The sequence below is a fragment of the Polaromonas sp. P1_F2 genome, assembly GCF_056405735.1.
On sequence record NZ_JBFUBN010000006.1, the window covers coordinates 199,264 to 219,707 of the forward strand.

Genomic DNA, 20,444 nt, shown 5'->3' on the forward strand with positions numbered 1-20,444 from the left:
GGGCTTCACGCGGAGCCTGCCACCTCCGCATAGCCCTTGCGCAGCTTCTCCGCGACCAGCTTCTGCACCTCGCGCTCCGCGCGCGACTCGCTGTCGAAACATTTGATCTGCGTCTGGCCCCGGGTATCGATGCGGCCATAGCAGACCACAACGTCCATTTCCTTTCGGCCTATCGACCAGAACTTGCGCGAGCCGCCCTCCGTGTGCTCGAACCGCCGCATCACCGGCCCACCGGAGGGGACTGAAGGCAGCGGCGAGGCAGCCGGCGCCGGTTCGCCAGCAAGCGCCAGCGCCACGGCCGGCAAAGCCTGTCCCTCGGCCGCGTCCGCCAACGCCGCCGTGAGCGGCTGAAGGTCCGCCTCCGAATGCGCGCTGGACGGCCCATCACGCAGCGCCCGCTGAATCTGCTCGATCACGGCTTCGGGTTGGTGGAACCAGTCCTTCGAGAGAACCTGCACGGTGTGCCAGTCGAACGAACCGAGAATCCGCGGCCGCGAGACATAACGTTCATGCACGTCGCCGCTGCCGTACTGCGCCTCGGTGTCGACGAGCACACCCAGGCGATAAAGCCCGCTCTCGCCGTCGCGCAGCGCCAGCTCGCAGCGAAACCGCGACTGCCCCACATGCGTATCCACCACATGCCCGCGCTCACGCAAGGCCTGCGCGAGCTGCTCGATGACATCCTCCGGCTGGCGCCGCCCGCCGAGCGCGCTGCGTGTCGCCGGGTTCATCGCCTCGAGCACGCTCTGCGCGAGCTGCGCCTGCCCGTGCGACAAATGCTCCGCATACCGGAGAAACTGCTTGAGCGCCGCGGCCCCGTCGTTGTAATCGTTGGTGATCGACTCGTGCCGGATCGACGTGACGACCGCCATGTGGTGCCGCGCCCGGCTGAAGATCACGTTCAGGCGCTTCTCGCCGCCGCGCTGGTTGATCGGGCCGAAGTTCATCACCATCTTGCGCGCGGGTGCCGGGCCCGGCCCATAGCAGATACTCAGGATGATGATGTCGCGCTCGTCGCCCTGCACGTTCTCGAGGTTTTTCACAAAGAGTCCGCAGAACTGGTCGTCTTCCTCGCGGACATACTCGGCTTCCAGCCGCGCGGCGAACTCCGCATCGTCGGCGGACAAGGCCTCGAGCGCGGACTCGATTTCACTTTGTTGCGCCTCGGAGAAGGCCACAATCCCGATGCTCGGGTGTCCCTCGCGCGCGAGCAGATCGCGCGTCATGCGCGCGATGTAGCCGGCCTCGTCGAGGTTGGAGCGCTCGGCGTACACGGCATCGGGCAGGTGGTGAAAGCTGACCGGCCGCGAAAGCAGCGCGGCCGCGCCGGCTTGCGCCGCGTCCGCTGACGAGGTGTCGCGCACGACCACATCCGACTGGCCCGCGGCGGTGTAGGCCCGGTCGGGAATCGTGTACAGGTTGCCGCCGTAAAACGCCGCGTTCGAGAAACCGATCAGCGATTCCGAGCGGCTGCGGTAGTGCCAGGCCAGCAGCGTCGCGGGCAGGTTGCGCGCGCCCTGGTTGAGCAGGCTGTCCGCGTCGAGCACGACCGAGAGCCGCTCGCCTTCGTCCCCATCCACCGAAACGCTTTCATCCTGCTCGTCCCGGTTCGAGGAGAAGAAGCTCGTGGGCGGCAGTTGCATCTCGTCGCCGACGATGATCACCTGCGGCGCGCGGTACAGCGCCGGCACCGCCTCCTCCACCGGAATCTGGCTGGCCTCATCGAAAATCACGACGTCAAAATCCTTGCCTGACATGGGCAAGGTGTCGGACACCGACAGCGGACTCATGAGCCAGATCGGCTTCATGTCGCGCACGACACGGCCGGTGTCGCCGCTCGCCAGTTCGCGAATGGACTTGTATCGCATCGTCTTGCCGAACTCATGCTCCAGTTCGCGGCGGCCGGCGGAGTACGACTTCTTGAACTGCTTGCCGCCCTCGTCGAGCTGCGAGGCCGCGAGCATAGAGCGCCGCACGTTCTCGCGAAAACGTTGGCGCACCAGCGCCCGGGCCACGTCGGCGTTGAGCTCCAGCAACTGCTTTTCGCCGAGGCCTATGCGTTCCGCATGGCGGGCCAGCGCGGCGGCGTCGAAGCGCGGCAGCCAGCGCTCCTTGCGGTAAATCCGCTCAAGGCTTTCGCGCGCGATGACATATTCGATGCCGGCGGGCGGCAACGCGACGAGGTGCAAGGCGGCGGCGAACGCCGGGTTGGCGTCGGTCAACTCGCGCAGCAGCGGCAAGACTTCGGGCAGGCTGTCGGCGCACTCGCGCAGGTCGCGCACCAGCTCGCCGAGTCCGTCGAGCGGCAGGGCGTCGATGTCGCGCAGGGATGAAGCCAGCACCGAGCCGAGCCCGTCGATCTTCGTGACCAGGTCAGTGAGGCCTTCAGGCGAGATCCGCGAACCGGTGGCCGCCAGCGCCTGCGAGAAACCGCGCAGCGACGCATGCGCCTGCATGTCCGTGCGCAGCGCCTGCAATTCATCGGCGTAGCTGTCGGCCTCGGGCGTGCCATAGTGCCCGGCGAAGCGGGCGCGAGCGGCATCCAGTTGCTCTGCCGCCTCATGCTCCTGGGAGAGCTCAGTCAACAGCCGCGCGAATTTCGGCTTCACCGCATGCGCGCTGAAGTCGTAGTGCGCGTTCAGCACACCGCGCAAGCGCCACCACGACGGTGAGAGCCAGCGCAGCGCGGAAGCTTCCTGCGCGCTCGCCTGGGCCAGCGCCTGCGCCGTATCGGCCGATGTGAGTTTGCGCCGCCAATTGACTGTCAGCGCCTGCGCCTGAGCGAGTTTCCGGGCATGCCCATTGATGCCGGCGCGTTCGCTCTCGAAGGCCTTAGCCGCGTCGCTTTGAGCATCCAGCAAGCCATGAAACGCGCTGTCGCCGAGCGCCGTCAAGCGGCGCGAAAAATCCGCCAGCCGCTTCAACGCCGCCCACTCGAGGCTTTCCGCCTCGGGCCAGAGCGGAGCCAGCGCATCGGCAATCGCGTCGATCATCGGCTCGGCCGTGTCGACGAAGCGCAACACCGTGCCCAAAGGCTGCTCCGCACGCACCAGCCCGTCGCTCAGGCGCGCGAACACATGGTCCGCCAGCGCGGATACGCCAAAAACCTCCTGCAGCACCTGGCCGATTCGCAACGCCAGCCCGGCATGGGCCTGCCACGCCGCGTAGTCCGGCAGCGCCTCGGCGGCCGCGGCGGGCAGTTCGGCCGCGTACGGCGCGAGCGCCACCAGGCGCCGCAGCAGCGCATGCGCCGAGAGGCTTGCCGGATCGCCGCCCGAGCGCATCGCGGCGTCGAAACGTTCGAGTGCCGACAGATCCTCCTGCACCAGCTCCGCGACCCGCGCGCGCTGCCGCATCAGCTCCTCGGAGACATCGGCATTGGCGAGCCACTGCTCGTAGGTCTGCTTGAGGTCGAGCACAAAGCCCTTTTTGTCCGTCTGCGAGTCGTGGATCATGCAGCACAGCTCGTCGAGCCGTTGCTGCCGCAGCCGGTGGAACACCACGTCGATGGCGGCGCGCTTCTCGCAGACAAACAGCACGCGCTTGCCGCGCCCCACCTGGTCGGCGATGAGGTTGGTGATGGTCTGCGATTTTCCGGTGCCCGGCGGGCCCTGGATGATGTAGCTCTCGCCCGAGCGGGCCAGCGCGACGGCGGCCATCTGCGTCGCATCGGCGGGCACCACCGTCCAGCGGTCGGGCAGCGGAATCGGCTCGACCGGCCGGTCTTCCAGGGCGCGCGGCTTGAGCGAGAACACGCGCTTGAATGCTTCGTTGGCGATGTCGCCTTCGACCAGTGCGTTGTAGTCGCGCACCAGCGACATCTTCCGGTAGTTGAAGTTGCCCAGCGTCACCGAGGTGAGGTCAAGGTCCCATTCATAGGGATTGCCGGTACGCTCGCGCAGCGCGAAGGTCGTCCGTTCGTCCTCCCCGGCGGCGGCCGGCGCCACGTTAGGGTGGCGCGGAACCGGCGCGGCGCCGAGCGCATCGCGCAGCGGCAACGCGGCGGGCCGCACGCGTTCGTGGAAAAGCTTGAGCCCGAGCGGGCGGAAGTCGTCCTCGGCATAGCTGTAGTCGGTGTCGAGCGCGGACGGCGCCGCGGCACGCGCGGGCACATTGCGGCGCCGGCGGCGGAATTGTTCGAGCCGCTGGCGCGCCCGCTGGTGGATCAGCTCGATCTCCGGCTTGTCGACCAGGTTGAGCCGCACCCCCGGTTCGCTGGCCGCGATGCTGGCCTGCAGCGAGCGATGAAACACCGCGAGGGCCTCGTCGGTCAAATCCACGGTTTCGGGCAGCTCTATCCCATAGACCAGGCGCAGCTGGTGGCGCAGCACCGGGTTGACCTCCGCGTCCGGCGCCTGCGCCTGCAGCACGTACTGGTCGCGCACACCCTTCTTGCGCGTCAGCTCGACCGGCAGCAGCAGGAGGGGGGACACGATGCGCTCGTCCTTCGCCTCCTTGAGGTTGTGCCAGCGAAAGAAAGCGAGCACCAGCGAAAGCTGCGAAAGGCCGTATTCAGTGCGGTCCCGGCGGTCCTCCTGCATGATGCGGTCGAGCGCGCTCGGCAAGTACGGCTGGTCCTCGAAGCGCAGCCAGTTGGCCAGCAACACCTTGTCGCCGCCGCCGACGGCCGCGGCGAACTTTCCGCCCCAGACGCAGAGTTGGTCGAGCCGGATATTTTTCATGTCGACCACGAGCGGCACACTCGCGACCGTGAGGTTCACCGAAGACTGCGTCGGCCGGAAATGCAGCAGGCGGTTGCGCCGCGAGAGGTCGAACAGGCGGTCGCGCAGGTGCGCCTGCACGGCGCGCTGCTGGCGCGCCTCGCCGGTCTGGCCCGCGAGCACTCGCTCGATCGCCAGGTCCTGCGGTTGCTCGCGATAGGTTTCCAGGCGGGTGATCAGCGAGGCCAGGTCCTTGGCGCGCCGCCGCCGGTCCAGCTCCGTCATCTCGACGATGATGCTGGCGACCACCGGGTGCAGCCGGGGCTGGAGCTCGAACAGGTTGTTGCGGTGGCGCGCGAACGAGCGCACATCGTCCTCGTCGGTGAAGTCGAGGTCGCAGGAAAGGCTCGCGAGCACCTGCCCGAGGCAGAAGATGTCGGTGACGGCGTCGTGATGCCCCACCACCTGCTCCCAGCAACGATAGCCCGGCAGGTACACCGGCCGGGTCAGCGCTTCAGCCGTCGGCGCATTGGCGACGAGGAGGTCCTCGGACGTGTAATCGACCGGGTCCTGCGTGACGCGGCTTTCCCCGACCACTTGCAGCACGGAGGACACCGGTGCCTGCAACTTCTCCACGGCGTCGCGATGTTCGCGAGCGGCATGGCCTTGCGGGTCGCGCAGGCCCAGCGTGCCGACTTCACTTACCGCCACGCTGCGCGGGTCGCCCAGGTCGGCTATTTTTTCGTCGGCATGGAGGCCGGCGACTTCCCGAAACAGGGGCAGCACGAGCGCAAGCACGTCCTCGGTCTGGAGTCCGCCACGCGAGGCGCCCGCCTCGAGCAACTGGATAAAGGGAAGGTCATCCGACATGGTTTTTTTCGGTCTTGTCCAGCAGGGCACGCGCGCCCTGCCTGAGTTTGCTGATTTGCCGCTTCGGCATCTTGAGGTCCTTCAGCATGCGTGCCTGCAGCTGGTCGCCGACCTTCCAGGCATCGCCCAGTTCGAGCACCCAGGCGAGCGCGACATCCTCCATCGCGCGGTCGCTGGTGGCGATGTCGATCAGCAAGGCGCTGAGGTAGTCGGCACACCTCGGGGCCGCGGCCAGCTCCTGCGCGAGGGAGTCGTCCGCCTTGCCGTCAGCCCCGAAGTCGGGGAAAAACCTGCGCGCATGGGCCAGGGTGGCGTCGCTTCGCATCCAGGCCGGCCGCAGCATCGCCGCGAGCGCGCGGCGGGTGAGCGATTCGAGTTGCAACTGGGCAACCCAATCGGCCTGGTCAAGATTTAGCGGGCCGCGAAGCGCGGCGTCGAGCCAGGACTCGGCCTGCGGATCGCCGCTGGCCCAAAGACCGAGCGCATGGGCGCGCAGAAAGGATTCAGGGTGGCTGGCCTGGGACGACGCGGCCGACTCCCTGGCAACCACCTCGGCCGCTTGCGCGAGATAACTCGCGCCGCTCACAGTGCTGAGGCCCGTCGCCGACTTCACGAGCGCGGCGACGGCCGCTTCGACCGAGCCGCTCGCGACCACCGCGCCGCGGTCGGCATAGGCTTCGGTGAAAAGGCGGAACAGGCGGTTGGTCTGCAGTTGCGAGGGTGTCGCGCCGGGGTGGGCGGCGGTCGCCTCGAGGACGCGGTCCGCCGCGTGGTAGATGCCGCCGTCCTCGCTCCAGAGCTTGTAATGCGCCAGCTCGTGTCCCAGCACCGCCTCGACCTCAGAGCCCGTGAGACGGTCGAGCAGCGGCCCGGAGAACACCACATGCGCCTCGCCGACAAGAAAGTAGAGGCAGGCATTGATCTGGCCGTCACTGCCCTGGTAGAGCGTGATCGGCACCTCGAGCCCGAGCCGGGCCGCCGCCGCGGTGGCGGCCTGGTGCAGGTCGGGGTAGGTGGCGGCGTCGAGGCGATAGGCCTGCTTGAGCAATTCTTCGCGGACCGCCTGGGCATGCTCTTCGCGCGATCTGGCGGAACGGGCCCAGGCCCAGACTTCCGGCTCGTGTTCCTTGAGGTAGCCGACCACCGCCTCATGGTAGGGAAGAGGCACGAGTGCGCCAGCTCCCGGCGAGATATTGATTGAACTCCCTTGCTGCATCCCTGACCTCCGTGGCTATTATTGCAGCAGAAGGGTTTCTTCAGCGCCCGATCCCCTCCTCCTTCAGACGCCAAAATGCTGAGCTGTTCAGGCTTTTTTTGTCCGGATGAAGCGAGGCCGGTGTTGTTTTGCGAACGTCGCCGAACACCTTGTCACATGGATGTCGTCATCGCGTGCCTACGATCAGCCCTTTAACTCCGGGAAACACCCATGACCGTCTCGACCCGCAAGGCCTTCAACGTCAAGCAAGGCGCCTTGCTCGCCCTCGTTTGCAGCAGCATGCTGCTGGCCGCCTGCTCCTCCTCGGGCACACCCTCGCAAGCCGGCCTCTCCACACTCGACGGCAAGGCGCCCCTGGTCATCGCCCACCGCGGTGCTTCCGGCTACGTGCCGGAAGAAACACTGGAAGCCTATGTGCGCGCCATCGAACTCGGCGCCGACGTGATCGAGATGGATCTCATCGTGACCAAGGACGGCGTGCTGATGACGCGCCACGACCCCAACCTGGCCTTCAGCACCGACGTGGCCAAACACCCTGAATTCGCCTCACGCAAAAAAACCATCAAGGTCGACGGCGAGACACAGACCGGCTGGTTCAGCGATGACTTCACGCTGGCCGAGATTCGCACCCTGGGCGCCATCTCGACCGATGCCGAGCGCCCCCAGCAGTTCAACGGCCAGTACAAGGTGCCGACCTTCCAGGAAGTCGTGGACCTGGCCAAGGCCCAGTCCGCCAAAACCGGCCGCAGCATCGCGATCTACCCCGAGACCAAGAACCCGACCTACTTCCGTGAACGCGGCCTGCCGATGGAAGACAAGCTGATCGCCATCATCAACGCCGCCGGCTGGAACAGCAAGACCGCGCCCATCTACGTGCAGTCCTTCGAACCGGGCAGCCTCAAGTACATGAAAAACAAGGGCCTGAACACGCGCCTGATCCAGCTGATCGACGGCGACGGCATAGACCCCAAAACCGGCCGCGTCACCTTTGCGCTGCCCAGCGACCGACCCTATGACTGGACCATCGCCGGCGACAAGCGTTTCTTCGACGCCATGGTCACGCCAGCGGGCCTGGCCGAGATCAAGACCTATGCCGACGGCATAGGCCCGTGGAAGCGCTACATCATCAGCACCAAGGGCACCATAGGCACCGACGGCAAGCAGGTCGACATCAACCGCGACGGCAAGCTCAACGATGCGGACTCCAACTCGCAGCCCGCCACCAGCCTGGTGGCCGACGCGCACAGGGCCGGCCTCTTCGTTCACCCCTTCACCTTCCGCAATGAGTCGCGCCGCCTGGCCACCGACTACCAGGGCGACCCCAAGGCCGAGTACCTGGCCTTCTACCGCGCCGGCGTGGACGGTGTGTTCACCGACTTCACCGATACCGCCATTGCCGCGCGCATGCAGTACCTGAAAGAAGCCGGCCGCTAAAGCCCGCCGCGCTTTTTTTTGAGCAGCGCCAGCCGCCTGCGCTCCTTTCAGGGAGCCAGGCGGCTTTTTCATTCGGGCCGGCGCCCCGGGGTTTTCTCAAAATGAAACATCTTCCGGGCCGCGGGCGAAGGGACTGGCTTATAGTGCCTTACGCAGCGCAATGCTCTTTCGCCCACCCCTAACGCAAGCACCCGCACCATGAAAACCAAAGCCGCCGTCGCCTGGAAATCAGGCCAGCCCCTGACCATCGAAACCGTGGACCTGCAAGGCCCGAAATTCGGCGAGGTGCTCGTCGAGATCAAGGCCACCGGCATCTGCCACACCGACTACTACACGCTCTCGGGCGCCGACCCGGAAGGCATCTTTCCGGCCATCCTGGGCCACGAAGGCGCGGGCATCGTGGTCGACGTCGGCCCCGGTGTGACGACGCTCAAGAAGGGCGACCACGTGATCCCGCTCTACACGCCCGAATGCCGGCAGTGCAAGTTCTGCCTCTCGCGCAAGACCAATCTGTGCCAGTTGATACGCGGCACGCAAGGCAAGGGCCTGATGCCCGACGCCACCAGCCGCTTCAGCCTGGACGGCAAGCCCATCTTCCACTACATGGGCACCTCGACCTTCAGCAACTACACCGTCGCGCCCGAAATCTCGCTGGCGAAAATCCGTGAAGACGCGCCCTTCGACAAGGTCTGCTACATCGGCTGTGGCGTGACCACCGGCATAGGCGCGGTGCTCTTCACCGCCAAGGTGGAAGCCGGCGCCAACGTCGTGGTGTTCGGCCTGGGCGGCATCGGCCTCAACGTGATCCAGGGCGCGAAGATGGTGGGCGCCGACAAGATCATCGGCGTGGACATCAACCCCGCGCGCCAGGAGATGGCGCGCAAGTTCGGCATGACGCACTTCATCAACCCGAAAGACACCGAGAACGTGGTCGATGCCATCGTGCAGCTGACCGACGGCGGCGCCGACTACAGCTTTGAATGCATAGGCAACACCAAGGTCATGCGCCAGGCGCTGGAGTGCACGCACAAAGGCTGGGGCCGCAGCATCATCATCGGCGTGGCCGAAGCCGGCGCCGAGATCAGCACACGGCCCTTCCAGCTCGTCACCGGCCGCAAATGGGAAGGCTCGGCCTTCGGAGGCGCGCGCGGCCGCACCGACGTGCCCAAAATCGTCGACTGGTACATGGAAGGCAAGATCAACATCGACGACCTGATCACGCACACCATGCCGCTGGAGGACATCAACAAGGGTTTCGATTTAATGAAAAGCGGCGAGTCGATCCGCGGCGTGGTCCTGTATTAACGTGGGCCCCCACGCTTTTCACTTCGTGTAATGCGCTGCCCCCCGAGGGGGCGCTGCGCCTGCGGCCCGGCAAAGCCGGTTCCGCGGCCCCTGCTTGAACAGAAAGAGATCCATGACCACAGCCCCAGAAGTTCTCAGCGAACACGGCTGCTTCGGCGGCCTGCAGCGCTTTTACCAGCACGATTCGCTCGAGATTGGTCTGCCCATGCGCTTTTCGGTCTACCTGCCGCCGCAGGCCGCCGCCGGCAACAAGGTACCCGCGCTGGTCTACCTTGCGGGCCTGACCTGCAATGAAGAAACCTTCATGGTCAAGGCCGGGGCGCAGCGCCTGGCGGCCGAGCTGGGCCTGGCCCTGGTCGCGCCCGACACCAGCCCGCGCGGGGCAGGCATTGCCGGCGAGGCCGACAGCTGGGACTTCGGTGTGGGCGCAGGTTTCTACCTCGATGCCACGCAAGCCCCGTGGTCGCGGCACTACCGCATGGAAAGCTACATCACTGCGGAGTTGCTGCCGCTGCTGGCGGGTGCATTGCCGATTGATGCAAGCCGCATCGGCATCTTCGGGCACTCGATGGGCGGCCATGGCGCGCTGACACTCGCGCTCAGGCATCCGGATCTTTTCAAGTCGGTCTCGGCCTTCGCGCCCATCTGTGCGCCCAGCCGGTGCCCCTGGGGACACAAGGCATTCACCGGCTACCTGGGAAGCGATGAATCGCAGTGGCTTGAGCACAACGCCACCGCCCTGATGGCCCTCATGCCCGCGGCGCCCTACCCAGGCGGCATACGCATAGACCAGGGCCTGGCCGACAAATTCCTCGCCGAACAGCTGCACCCCGAGCTGTTTGAGGCCGCCTGCGCCAAGGCCGGCCAGCCGCTGGCGCTGCACCGCCATGCGGGCTACGACCACGGCTACTATTTCATCGAGAGCTTCATGGCCGAACACCTGCGCCACCATGCACGGCAGCTGGGCCTGGCCGCGGCAGTTTGAGGCCATAAGCCCGCCCTAAGGCACGGCAAATACAATGCAGCGCTATGCCGCTGCAACCCGCGCCCGACGCATCCACCTCTCCCCGTCCTTCCGACCAGCAGCTTCGCGGCATGCGGCCCCTGTGGCTGGTGGTGCTGGCCAGCCTCTGGATCGCCACGGTGTGCAATGTGGCGCTGTGGCGCGAGCTGGCTCGCCTGCCCGGCCTGAGCGCAGGCCAGGTCGCCGTCATCAGCGTTGCCCTGGTGCTGGTGATCGCGCTGGCCACCGCCGCCCTGCTAAGCCTGCTGGCCTGGCGCTGGACGCTCAAGCCGGCCATCACGGTCTTCCTGGTCTCGGCCGCCTTCGGCGCCTACTTCATGATGGCCTACGGCGTGGTCATCGACAAGACCATGATGGTCAACACCTTGCAGACCGACGTGCGCGAGACCCGCGACCTGCTGAACTGGCGGCTGCTGGCCACGGTGCTGGTGCTGGCGGTGCTGCCGCTGGTGCTGCTGTGGCGGCAGAAGGTCAGGCGCGCCAGCGCCGCGCGGCAACTGCTCGGCAATTTCGCCACGCTGGCCGGCGCGTGCGTGCTGCTGGTGCTGGTGGTCTTCCTGTTCTTCCAGAGCATCGCCTCGGTCATGCGCAACTACACCCATGTGCGCTACCTGATCAACCCGCTCAACTCTTTTTACGCGCTGGGCTCCATCGCGGCCAAGCCCTTCCAGCGCGACGAGTCCGTTGTGCTGCCGCTGGGCGAGGACGCGAAGCTGGGCGCCACCTACACGGCGCAAAACAAACCACCGCTGCTGCTGCTGGTGCTGGGCGAGACGGCGCGCAGCGGCAACTTTTCCCTCAACGGCTACAGCCGGCCCACCAACCCGCTGCTGGCCAAAGAAAACGTCGCGAGCCAGCGCAATGCCTGGTCCTGCGGCACCAGCACGGCGGCCTCGGTGCCCTGCATGTTCTCCAACTTCGGGCGCGAGGCCTACGACGCGCGGCCCGCCAATTACGAGGGCCTGCTCGACGTGTTGCAGCGCGCCGGCCTGGCCGTGCTCTGGATAGACAACCAGTCGGGCTGCAAGGGCGTGTGCGACCGCGTGCCCAGCGTCAACACGGTGCAGCTCAAGGTACCCGGCCTGTGCGACAGCGGTGAATGTTTTGACGAGGTGATGCTGCACGGCATCAACGAGCGCATCGCCGCGCTGCCGGCCGAGCGGCGCGCCAAAGGCGTGGTCGTGGTGATGCACCAGATGGGCGGCCACGGCCCGGCCTATTTCAAACGCTCACCGCAGGCCTCCAAAAAATTTCTGCCCGAGTGCACCGACAACGCGCTGCAAAGCTGCAGCCGTGAAGGCCTGCTCAATGCCTATGACAACAGCATCGTCTACACCGACCAGTTGCTGGCCTCGTCCATCCAGTGGCTCAAGGCACAGGAAGCGCACAGCGCACCCGCCCTGCTCTACCTGGCCGACCACGGCGAATCACTGGGCGAGAACAACCTCTACCTGCACGGCATGCCCTACGGCATCGCGCCCGACGTGCAAAAGCGTGTGCCCTGGATCACCTGGCTGTCGCCCGGCTTCGAGCAGCGCGGCAAGCTGACGACAGCCTGCCTCAAGCAGCAGCTCGATGCGCCCGTGAGCCACGACAACTACTTCCACTCGGTGCTGGGCCTGATGAATGTGCAGACCGGCGTCTACAAGCCCGCGCTCGACATCTACGCGCGCTGCGCCAAGCCCTGAACCCTGAGTCCGCCGGGAGCACCCGGATGCCACGTAGGGCTTTTTTGGGGCGGCATGCACCAGCATGGCGAACGGATTTAATATTCGACCTGCATCTCAATAACAACTCTCTTATGCAAGGGCTGAATATGAATATCCGCAAGGCTCTGGCCTCCACGCTCCTTCTCACACTCGCTTTCAGCGCCAGCGCCGCCGACCTGCTGGACACCGTCAAGCAGCGCGGCACGCTCAAGGTGGCACTCGAAGGCACCTACCCTCCGTTCAATTACAAGGAAGGCGGCCAGCTCGCCGGTTTTGAAGTGGAACTGGCCAATGCCCTGGCGCAAAAGCTCGGCGTGAAGGCCGAATTTTCGACCAGCGAATGGAGCGCCATCCTGGCGGGCCTGCAAGCCGGTAAATACGACGTGGTCATCAACCAGGTCGGCATCACCGACAAGCGCAAGGAGACCTTTGATTTCTCCGAGCCCTATACCATCTCGGCCCCGCAGCTGATCATCCGCAAGGATGAAAAACGCGAATTCAAGTCGCTGGCCGACCTCAAGGGCAAGAAGCTGGGCCTGGGCCAGGGCACCAACTACGCCGACATCGCCAAAAAAGTCGGCGGCATCGACGTCAAGACCTATCCCGGCGCGCAAGAGTATCTGCAGGACCTGGCCCTGGGCCGCATCGACGCGGCGCTCAACGACAGCCTGCTGATTCCCTACATCGTCAAGCAGACCAAGCTGCCGCTCAAGCCCGGCGCGCCTGTCGGCGAACTCGAAAAATCCGGCATCCCCTTCGTCAAGAACAACCCCAAGTTCAAGGCCGCCCTCGACAAGGCGCTGGCCGACCTGCAGGCCGACGGCAGCTTCGCCAAAATCTCCACCAAGTGGTTTGACCGCGACGTGAGCAAGCCGCCTGTCGCAAAGTAACTCAGGCAATCGAAGTAACATTCGACCAGCCGCGCGCCATCCTTCGGCGCCTGAAACAACCCCGGCTCTCTGCCGGGGTTTTTATTTGTGGAGACCCTTATGGACCTGTCCGGCTTGACCTCCCTGTTGCGCGATGCCTTGCCGCTGATGCTCAAAGGCGCGGCGTGGACGCTGCTGCTGGCGGTGGCGTCTGTTTTCTTCGGCGCCATCATCGGCACTGTTGTGGCCGTCACGCGGCTGGCCAAGGTGCCCGGGCTGTCGCAGCTCGCCGCACTGTACGTCAGCTGCATGCGCGGCACGCCGCTGCTGGTGCAGCTCTTTGTCATCTACTTCGGCTTGCCCAGCATAGGCATACAGTTCGACCCCATCAGCGCCGGCATCCTGGGCCTGAGCCTCAACGTCGGCGCCTACCTGTCTGAAACGATACGCGGCGCCATCAACGGCGTGGAACACGGCCAGTGGAACGCGGCCCGCAGCCTGGGCCTCACGCAGGCGCAGACCCTGCGTTACGTGATCGGCCCGCAAGCCCTGAGGCTGGCCGTGCCCAGCCTGTCCAACAGCCTGATCAGCCTGATCAAGGACACCTCGCTGGTCTCGGTGATCGCCGTCGGCGAGCTGATGCTGGCGACCAAGGAAGTGATCGCCACCACCTTCCAGCCCTTTCCGCTTTACCTGGCGGCGGCGGGGATTTATTGGGCCATGAGTGCGTCGTTTGAGACGCTGCAGAAGAAACTCGAGATACGCTTGAACCGCAGCTACTTGCGTTAGGTTTGTTCCCCTCTCTCCGGTTTGTCCCCTCTCCCCCTGGGAGAGGGTTAGGGTGAGGGCCAGCGGCCTTAGCAAGCCAGCGAAATATCCAGCGCCGCCAGCCCCCGTCCCTGCCTTCCCCCAGAGGGGGAAGGAGAAAAACCAATTCAGTCGCCGCCAACCAAACCGTTTTTCATCGCCTGCTCCTGGTTCGCAAAAATCGCCATCGCAGTCAGCATGCGCCGAAAGCCCAGCTTGCGATAAAACGGCTCCTTGCCGGCCACTGCATACAGAATGATCTTCTTGTGCCCCCTGGACAGGCCGACCAGCGCGGCCACAATGTCCTTGCCCAGGCCCACGCCCTGGTGGTCCGGGTGCACCGCGATGTCGCAGATGTAGGAGCAGTCCATACCGTCGGCCAGTGCGCGGCCGGCGCCTATCAGCTGCTCGCCCTCATACACAAAGCATTTGAACAGGCTGTTGGAGAACACGACTTTGAGGTCCGCCGGTTTCTTCTCGCCCAGCGGCGCGATGCGGTACAGATGCGACAAAGCATCCCAGTCCACATCGTCCGATGAATATCTCCATTCGAATGCCACGCTGAACTCCTTGAAAATCTGTTTACGTCAAAACGGCTTGCACTATACGTTCAGAACAGGCTGCCCTGCCCCGCCGCCCCCGGCGGCCTGAAGCGGCTCAAATCCAGTTCCACACGCTCGCGGTTAAAGCCCAGCCGCCTGCAGGCTTTGACAAAACGCTGGCGCACCAGGTCGGACCACAGGCCCGAGCCCTTCATGCGCGTCGCGAAATCGCTGTCGTAGTCCTTGCCGCCGCGCATTTCATGGATGTGCGCCATGATGCGCGCCGCGCGCTGCGGGTAGTGCAGCTCCAGCCACTCCTTGAAGATGGGAGCGAGCTCCCAGGGCAGGCGGATCACATGGTAGAAGGCCGAGCGCGCGCCGGCCTCCCAGGCCGCTTCCAGCACCTGTTCCATGTCTTCCGTGACAAAGGGGATGTGCGGCGCCAGGCTCACGCCGACCGGCACGCCGTGCTCCGCCAGCGTACGTATGGTGCGCAGGCGCCGGTGCGGCGCGGCGGCGCGCGGCTCCAGCTTGCGCGCCACCTCACCGTCCAGCGTGGTGATGGTCACGTAGATCGCGGCCAGCTTTGCGGCCGCCATGGGCGCGATCAGGTCCAGGTCGCGCTCCACGCCACTGGACTTGGTGACCAGGGAAAACGGCTGCCCGACTTCCTGCATCAATTCGATCACGCTGCGCGTCAGCTTGAGCTCGCGCTCTATCGGCTGGTAGCAGTCGGTCGCCGAGCCGATGTTGATCAGCTTGGGAACATAGCTGCGCTTGCCCAGGTCGGCGCGCAACACCTCGACGATGTTGCGCTTGGCGATCAGCCGCGTTTCAAAATCCAGGCCCGGCGAAAGATTCAGGTAGCTGTGCGTCGGCCGCGCGTAGCAGTAAACGCAGCCGTGCTCGCAACCACGGTAGGGATTGACCGAATAGTCGAAATGGATGTCAGGCGAATCGTTTTTGCTGATGGCGCTGCGCGCGGTTTCAAAGGTAACTTGGGTCTCAGGCCGCGGTGCCTCACCCGCGGCCTCCTCTTCCAGCGTGCCCCAGCCGTCGTCCCAGGCCTCTCGCACATCTTTCTCGAACCGGTGCGCGATGCGCGTGGCGGTGCCGCGGCCCTTGATGGCGTGGATGGGGATGATGGCGTCGGACATGCTGTTCCGTTGGAATTGGGGCGTCGAATATATACTGTATTTTTATACAGTATATTCAAGCAAAACCCCTTTTGCAAACACCATCAAGCGGAGCCCGCAATAATGGACTCAACGCCGAGTCAAGGGGAGACATTCCATGGCACACATACTCGCAAAACTCACGGGCGCCCCGATGGCCGCCGTCAAGCAGCAGTTGGAGCACGATGCGGCCGAGCATGCCGAGCAAGGCATGTACCTGGAACACCTGTGGCAGAACGCAGAAAACTCCGAAGAGGTGTTTTTTCTTTTCCAGGTGAAAGACCTGGCGCATTGCCGGCAACGCATGCGCGAAGTGCACGCGAAGGCCCGAGCTGAAAATCCCGAAGTACCCCTGCCCGAAATGACTTTTCTCGACGGCTTCTAGACAGCCATCGCTTTTATTTCTGAATGCCCATGTCCGACATGATCCAGCGCCCCGAAAACGTCCACGCCCGCTACCACGCCCACCTCTATTTCGGCCCCGACACCGTCGAGCAGGCGCGCGCGCTGGCCACCCGGGCTGGTGAGCTGTTCCATGTCGGCGTGGGCCGTGTGCATGAGCGCGAGGTCGGGCCGCACCCGCGCTGGAGTTGCCAGCTGTCGTTTGACAGCGCGGAGTTCGAACGCATCATCCCCTGGCTGGAGAGCGAGCGCAAAGGCCTCGATGTGTTTGTGCACGGGCTCACGGGCGACGACCTGGCGGACCATACGACGCACGCCTCCTGGCTGGGCGAGCCTGCGGAACTGAAGCTGGAAATGTTCCGGCGCTGAGTTCGCTCCGGCCGCATCAGCGGCTGAACAAACGCCGAAAGCGCCCCGGCGCGAAAAGCGCGGGCGCGGATTCCACCCAGCGGTACAGCGCCTGCCCCGCGAGCAATGACAGCGCGAATGCCAGCAGCATGCCCAGCACATTCGCAGCCAGTTGCGTGGGCCAGAAATGGCTGACGAGCGCATTGACCAGCAGGCAAACCGGGAAGTGGATCAGGAACACCGAGTACGAGATGCGGCCTAAATGCTGGAGCGGACGCTGCCGCAGCCCGCGCAGCAGCCAGTGGCCTTGCGCAAGGCCCGCCAGCCACACCAGGCCGAAGGCACTCGCCAGGGCCACCACAAGCCGGCCCCTGAAATCCAGCGCCAGAGCCAGTGCGCCCAGAACCGCCATGGCGGCCAGCCAATATCCGCGTCGCGTACCTGCTGCACGCGAGGCCCAGAAGGCCAGCATGCCCAGTGCGTAGGCGCCGAAAAAATACAGCGCGGTGATGTCAAAAAGCGGATTCCGGTTGAACATCAGCAATGAGAGCAGCGCAATCAGCAGCACAGCCATGACACCCGCCGACAACGCCGTGCTGCCACGCAGCGGCCGCGCGACGGCGAACACCAGCACGACCATTGCATACAGCTGCAAGTCCATCGCCACATACCAGACGCCGGCCGACAGCGCTTCCTCGCCCAACACATCCTGCAGCAACAGGCCATGGGCCAGTAGCTGGAACAGCGTGGGCGCCGCGGGCACCGAAGGATGGTCGAACCAAGGCCTGAGCAGCGCGGCCACCAGCACGCTGACGGCGAGCGCGGCCAGGTAGGGTTTGACGAGCCGCGCATATCGCCGGAAAACCAGGGGACCGGGCGCCTCGAACACGGCGACGCCCTGCGGCGCGAGCGACGCGGCGGCCAGGAAACCAGCCGCGACCAGGAAGAACTGCACCGCCATACGGCCGTAGTCGTAAAGCCAGTCCATGAGGCCGGGCGCGGATGAATACACCACGTCCGACATGGGTCCGTAAAAAGCCAGGTGGTGCCAGACGATCAACACGCAGGCCAGGCCTTTGAGGGCGTCAAGGCCCTGAAGGCGCTGGGGCGTGGTCATGGATTCGCGCGGCCGGCTGTCAGGCGCAGACGCGCTGGCGCGCATCAAGGTATTCGCGCTTGAGCTGTTCCACAAAGGCGGCGGCGCTTTGCACCTTGCTGACGGCGCCTATGCCCTGGCCGCAGCCCCAGATGTCTTTCCAGGCCTTGGACTTGCTGCCTTCGCCGCCGCCGAAGTTCATGGTCTTGACGTCGCCCTCGGGCAGGTTCTCGGGGTCCATGCCGGCCGCGCGTATAGAGGGTGCGAGGTAGTTGCCGTGCACACCGGTGAAAAGGCTGCTGTAGACGATGTCGTCGGAGTTGCCGTCGACGATGGCCTGCTTGTAGGCGTCGGTGGCGCGCGCTTCATCGGTGGCGATAAAGGCCGAGCCTATGTAGGCGAAGTCGGCGCCCATGGCCTGCGCGGCCAACACGGCGCCGCCGGTGGAGATCGCACCGGACAGCGCCAGCGGGCCGTCGAACCACTGGCGGATTTCCTGGATCAGCGCGAAGGGGCTTTTGACGCCCGCATGGCCGCCCGCGCCGGCGGCCACGGCGACCAGGCCGTCGGCGCCTTTTTCAATCGCCTTGCGCGCGAACTTGTTGTTGATGATGTCGTGCAGCACCACGCCGCCGTAGCTGTGCGCTGCCGCGTTGATGTCTTCGCGCGCGCCCAGGCTGGTGATGTAGATAGGCACCTTGTACTTCACGCACATTTCCATGTCGTGCTCCAGCCTGTCGTTGGACTTGTGCACGATCTGGTTGATGGCGAAAGGCGCGGCCGGCTTGTCGGGGTTGGCCTTGTTGTGGGCGGCCAGCGCCTCGGTGATCTCGGCCAGCCATTCGTCGAGCTGCGACGCGGGCCGCGCATTCAGCGCAGGCATGGCGCCCACCACGCCGGCCTTGCACTGCGCGATGACCAGCTTGGGATTGCTGATGATGAAAAGCGGCGAGCCGATGATGGGCAGGGGCAGCTGGTTCAATGCGCCGGGCAGTCTGGACATGGTGGCTCCGAAGTTCAGGGATTCAGGAAAACACGCTGCCCACGCGGGGCAGCTGGAGATGGAAAACCGGGAGGATCGTGCCGCCTTAGAAAGCTTCCAGCGCCAGCGCGGTCACGCTGTCGGCGCCTTCGACGATGCTGTCGCGCAGGCCGGGAGCCTTGGTCAACAGGTGGTCGGCGTAAAAACGCGCGGTCGTGATCTTGGCCTGCATGAAGGCCGTGTCAACGCCTCGCGCCATCTGCTCTTGCGCCACCAGCAGCGAACGCGCCATCTGCCAGCCGGCCACCACATTGCCTGCCAGCATGAGGTAAGGCACGCTGCCGGCGAACACCGCGTTGGGGCTGGCTTTGGTATTGCCCGCGACAAAGTCGACCACGTCGATGAAAGCTTCGCGCGCGGCCTTCAGGCGCTTGGCCACGGCCAGCGCGTCGGCGCTGCCCTGCTTCACGAGTTCTTTTTCAGTCACTTCGATCTGGCCGGCAATCGCCTTGGCCGTCTGGCCGCCGTCGCGCGAGGTCTTGCGGCCTATCAGGTCGTTGGCCTGGATGGCAGTCGTGCCTTCGTAAATCGTCAAAATCTTGGCGTCGCGGTAATACTGGGCCGCACCGGTTTCCTCGATGAAACCCATGCCGCCGTGCACCTGCACGCCCAGCGAGGTGACTTCCAGGCTCATCTCGGTGCTGTAGCCTTTGACCAGCGGCACCATGAACTCATAAAACGCCTGGTTCTGCTTGCGCACCTCGGCATCAGGATGGTGGTGCGTCGCGTCATAAGCCGCGGCGGCCACGGAGGCCATGGCGCGGCAGCCTTCGGTGTAGGCGCGCATGGTCATCAGCATGCGCTTGACATCGGGGTGGTGGATGATGGGCGCGCTGGCCTTGATGGAGCCGTCGACGGGGCGGCTCTGCACGCGGTCCTTGGAAAAAGCCACGGCCTTCTGGTAGGCACGCTCGGCGATCGCGATGCCCTGCATGCCGACGGCGTAACGCGCCGAATTCATCATGATGAACATGTATTCGAGGCCGCGATTTTCCTCGCCGACGATGTAGCCCACGGCGCCGCCGTTATCGCCGTACTGCAGCACGGCGGTGGGCGAGGCCTTGATGCCCATCTTGTGTTCGATGCTCACGCAGTGCACGTCGTTGCGCGCGCCCAGTGCGCCGTCCTTGCCGACCATGAACTTGGGCACGACAAACAGGCTGATGCCTTTGACGCCTTCGGGCGCGCCCGTGACGCGGGCCAGCACCAGGTGCACGATGTTTTCGGCCATGTCGTGCTCACCATAGGTGATGAAAATTTTGGTGCCGAAAATCTTGTAGCTGCCGTCGGGCTGCGGCTCGGCGCGGCTGCGCACCATGGCGAGGTCGGAGCCGGCCTGCGGCTCGGTCAGGTTCATGGTACCGGTCCACTGCCCGCTCACGAGTTTTTCGAGGTAGACCGCCTTGAGCTCGTCCGAGCCGGCCGTCAGCAGCGCTTCAATCGCGCCGTCGCTGAGCAGCGGGCACAGCGCAAAACTCATGTTGGCCGAGTTGAGCATTTCACCGCAGGCCGCGCCTATGGTTTTGGGCAGGCCCTGGCCGCCAAAATCGGCCGGGTGCTGCAAACCCTGCCAGCCGCCTTCAACGTATTGTTTGAAGGCTTCCTTGAAGCCGGGCGTGGTGGTGACTTCGCCGGCCTGAAAGCTTGAGGGGTTGATGTCGCCCTCGCGGTTCAGCGGGGCCAGCACGCCTTCGTTGAACTTGGCGCACTCCTCGAGCACGGCTTGCGCGGTATCGAAGCCGGCTTCCTCAAAGCCCGGGATTTTTGCGATCTGTTCGATGTTGGCCAGGTGCTGGATGTCAAACAGCATGTCCTTGAGAGGGGCTTTGTACGTCATGTTCTTGTCTCCGAATTTCTCTTGCTCCTTCCCCCGCTGGGGGAAGCTTGGGATGGGGGCCTGCGGCCGTGGCAAAGTGCTCGCTCAACAGCCGCCGGCCCCCACCC

The 20,444-nt window shown here is 65.0% G+C and carries 15 protein-coding genes; 8 read left to right on the forward strand and 7 right to left on the reverse strand.

Going from position 1 to position 20,444, the window contains the following annotated elements; translation table 11 throughout:
- Nucleotides 1–5: 5 nt before the first annotated feature.
- On the reverse strand, nt 6–5,531 hold the full coding sequence (locus AC1D0O_RS14275; protein WP_477654161.1) for an AAA domain-containing protein: 5,526 nt from the start codon (nt 5,529–5,531) through the stop codon (nt 6–8).
- Nucleotides 5,521–6,699 (reverse strand): M48 family metalloprotease, encoded by a 1,179-nt coding sequence (locus AC1D0O_RS14280; protein ID WP_477654162.1) that lies wholly within the window; start codon nt 6,697–6,699, stop codon nt 5,521–5,523. The genes AC1D0O_RS14275 and AC1D0O_RS14280 overlap by 11 nt, the downstream gene beginning before the upstream one ends.
- A 327-nt stretch (nt 6,700–7,026) precedes the next feature.
- Here AC1D0O_RS14280 and AC1D0O_RS14285 point away from each other — a divergent pair, with 327 nt between their 5' ends.
- From AC1D0O_RS14285 to AC1D0O_RS14310, 6 genes are all read left to right on the forward strand, one after another.
- Nucleotides 7,027–8,181 (forward strand): glycerophosphodiester phosphodiesterase, encoded by a 1,155-nt coding sequence (locus AC1D0O_RS14285; protein ID WP_477654279.1) that lies wholly within the window; start codon nt 7,027–7,029, stop codon nt 8,179–8,181.
- Between the two features lie 198 nt (nt 8,182–8,379).
- The gene (locus AC1D0O_RS14290) at nt 8,380–9,486 is read left to right on the forward strand and encodes an S-(hydroxymethyl)glutathione dehydrogenase/class III alcohol dehydrogenase (RefSeq protein WP_007868626.1); all 1,107 of its coding nucleotides are present in this window, start codon (nt 8,380–8,382) and stop codon (nt 9,484–9,486) included.
- 112 nt (nt 9,487–9,598) lie between these two features.
- Nucleotides 9,599–10,471, forward strand: a complete 873-nt coding sequence (gene fghA, locus AC1D0O_RS14295) for an S-formylglutathione hydrolase (protein ID WP_477654163.1) — start codon at nt 9,599–9,601, stop codon at nt 10,469–10,471.
- A 44-nt stretch (nt 10,472–10,515) separates the two neighbouring features.
- On the forward strand, nt 10,516–12,198 hold the full coding sequence (locus tag AC1D0O_RS14300) for a phosphoethanolamine transferase (protein ID WP_477654164.1): 1,683 nt from the start codon (nt 10,516–10,518) through the stop codon (nt 12,196–12,198).
- A 128-nt stretch (nt 12,199–12,326) separates the two neighbouring features.
- Nucleotides 12,327–13,109: a transporter substrate-binding domain-containing protein gene (locus AC1D0O_RS14305; protein WP_477654165.1), complete on the forward strand. Its 783-nt coding sequence runs from the start codon at nt 12,327–12,329 to the stop codon at nt 13,107–13,109.
- A 99-nt stretch (nt 13,110–13,208) separates the two neighbouring features.
- Nucleotides 13,209–13,877, forward strand: a complete 669-nt coding sequence (locus tag AC1D0O_RS14310; RefSeq protein ID WP_477654166.1) for an amino acid ABC transporter permease — start codon at nt 13,209–13,211, stop codon at nt 13,875–13,877.
- A gap of 146 nt (nt 13,878–14,023) precedes the next feature.
- Here the strand turns inward: AC1D0O_RS14310 and AC1D0O_RS14315 are convergent, their stop codons facing one another.
- Both AC1D0O_RS14315 and AC1D0O_RS14320 read right to left on the reverse strand, forming a co-directional pair.
- Complete coding sequence (locus AC1D0O_RS14315; protein WP_477654167.1) at nt 14,024–14,455, reverse strand: GNAT family N-acetyltransferase; 432 nt, start codon at nt 14,453–14,455, stop codon at nt 14,024–14,026.
- A 50-nt stretch (nt 14,456–14,505) separates the two neighbouring features.
- Nucleotides 14,506–15,594 carry a PA0069 family radical SAM protein gene (locus AC1D0O_RS14320; protein ID WP_477654168.1) on the reverse strand — a complete coding sequence of 363 codons (1,089 nt, stop codon included), beginning with the start codon at nt 15,592–15,594 and terminating at the stop codon, nt 14,506–14,508.
- Between the two features lie 136 nt (nt 15,595–15,730).
- Between AC1D0O_RS14320 and AC1D0O_RS14325 the strand changes: the two genes are divergently transcribed.
- Both AC1D0O_RS14325 and AC1D0O_RS14330 read left to right on the forward strand, forming a co-directional pair.
- A complete protein-coding gene (locus tag AC1D0O_RS14325) occupies nt 15,731–15,997 on the forward strand; it encodes a hypothetical protein (RefSeq protein ID WP_477654169.1) in 267 nt (88 codons plus the stop codon).
- Between the two features lie 38 nt (nt 15,998–16,035).
- A complete protein-coding gene (locus tag AC1D0O_RS14330) occupies nt 16,036–16,383 on the forward strand; it encodes a DOPA 4,5-dioxygenase family protein (RefSeq protein ID WP_477654280.1) in 348 nt (115 codons plus the stop codon).
- A 16-nt stretch (nt 16,384–16,399) separates the two neighbouring features.
- On the opposite strand, the gene AC1D0O_RS14335 is transcribed toward AC1D0O_RS14330, so the two are convergent.
- From AC1D0O_RS14335 to AC1D0O_RS14345, 3 genes are all read right to left on the reverse strand, one after another.
- Nucleotides 16,400–17,479, reverse strand: a complete 1,080-nt coding sequence (locus AC1D0O_RS14335; protein ID WP_477654170.1) for an acyltransferase family protein — start codon at nt 17,477–17,479, stop codon at nt 16,400–16,402.
- 19 nt (nt 17,480–17,498) lie between these two features.
- A complete protein-coding gene (locus AC1D0O_RS14340) occupies nt 17,499–18,461 on the reverse strand; it encodes an NAD(P)H-dependent flavin oxidoreductase (RefSeq protein ID WP_477654171.1) in 963 nt (320 codons plus the stop codon).
- Between the two features lie 85 nt (nt 18,462–18,546).
- The gene (locus AC1D0O_RS14345) at nt 18,547–20,337 is read right to left on the reverse strand and encodes an acyl-CoA dehydrogenase (RefSeq protein WP_477654172.1); all 1,791 of its coding nucleotides are present in this window, start codon (nt 20,335–20,337) and stop codon (nt 18,547–18,549) included.
- Nucleotides 20,338–20,444 lie beyond the last annotated feature (107 nt).

Coding starts and splice junctions, on each gene's coding strand:
- AC1D0O_RS14275 (WP_477654161.1), bottom strand. CDS start 5,531: ATGTCGGATGACCTTCCCTTTATCCAGTTGCTCGAGGCGGGCGCCTCG.
- AC1D0O_RS14285 (WP_477654279.1), top strand. CDS start 7,027: ATGCTGCTGGCCGCCTGCTCCTCCTCGGGCACACCCTCGCAAGCCGGC.
- AC1D0O_RS14290 (WP_007868626.1), top strand. CDS start 8,380: ATGAAAACCAAAGCCGCCGTCGCCTGGAAATCAGGCCAGCCCCTGACC.
- fghA (WP_477654163.1), top strand. CDS start 9,599: ATGACCACAGCCCCAGAAGTTCTCAGCGAACACGGCTGCTTCGGCGGC.
- AC1D0O_RS14300 (WP_477654164.1), top strand. CDS start 10,516: ATGCCGCTGCAACCCGCGCCCGACGCATCCACCTCTCCCCGTCCTTCC.
- AC1D0O_RS14305 (WP_477654165.1), top strand. CDS start 12,327: ATGAATATCCGCAAGGCTCTGGCCTCCACGCTCCTTCTCACACTCGCT.
- AC1D0O_RS14310 (WP_477654166.1), top strand. CDS start 13,209: ATGGACCTGTCCGGCTTGACCTCCCTGTTGCGCGATGCCTTGCCGCTG.
- AC1D0O_RS14320 (WP_477654168.1), bottom strand. CDS start 15,594: ATGTCCGACGCCATCATCCCCATCCACGCCATCAAGGGCCGCGGCACC.
- AC1D0O_RS14325 (WP_477654169.1), top strand. CDS start 15,731: ATGGCACACATACTCGCAAAACTCACGGGCGCCCCGATGGCCGCCGTC.
- AC1D0O_RS14330 (WP_477654280.1), top strand. CDS start 16,036: ATGATCCAGCGCCCCGAAAACGTCCACGCCCGCTACCACGCCCACCTC.
- AC1D0O_RS14335 (WP_477654170.1), bottom strand. CDS start 17,479: ATGACCACGCCCCAGCGCCTTCAGGGCCTTGACGCCCTCAAAGGCCTG.
- AC1D0O_RS14340 (WP_477654171.1), bottom strand. CDS start 18,461: ATGTCCAGACTGCCCGGCGCATTGAACCAGCTGCCCCTGCCCATCATC.
- AC1D0O_RS14345 (WP_477654172.1), bottom strand. CDS start 20,337: ATGACGTACAAAGCCCCTCTCAAGGACATGCTGTTTGACATCCAGCAC.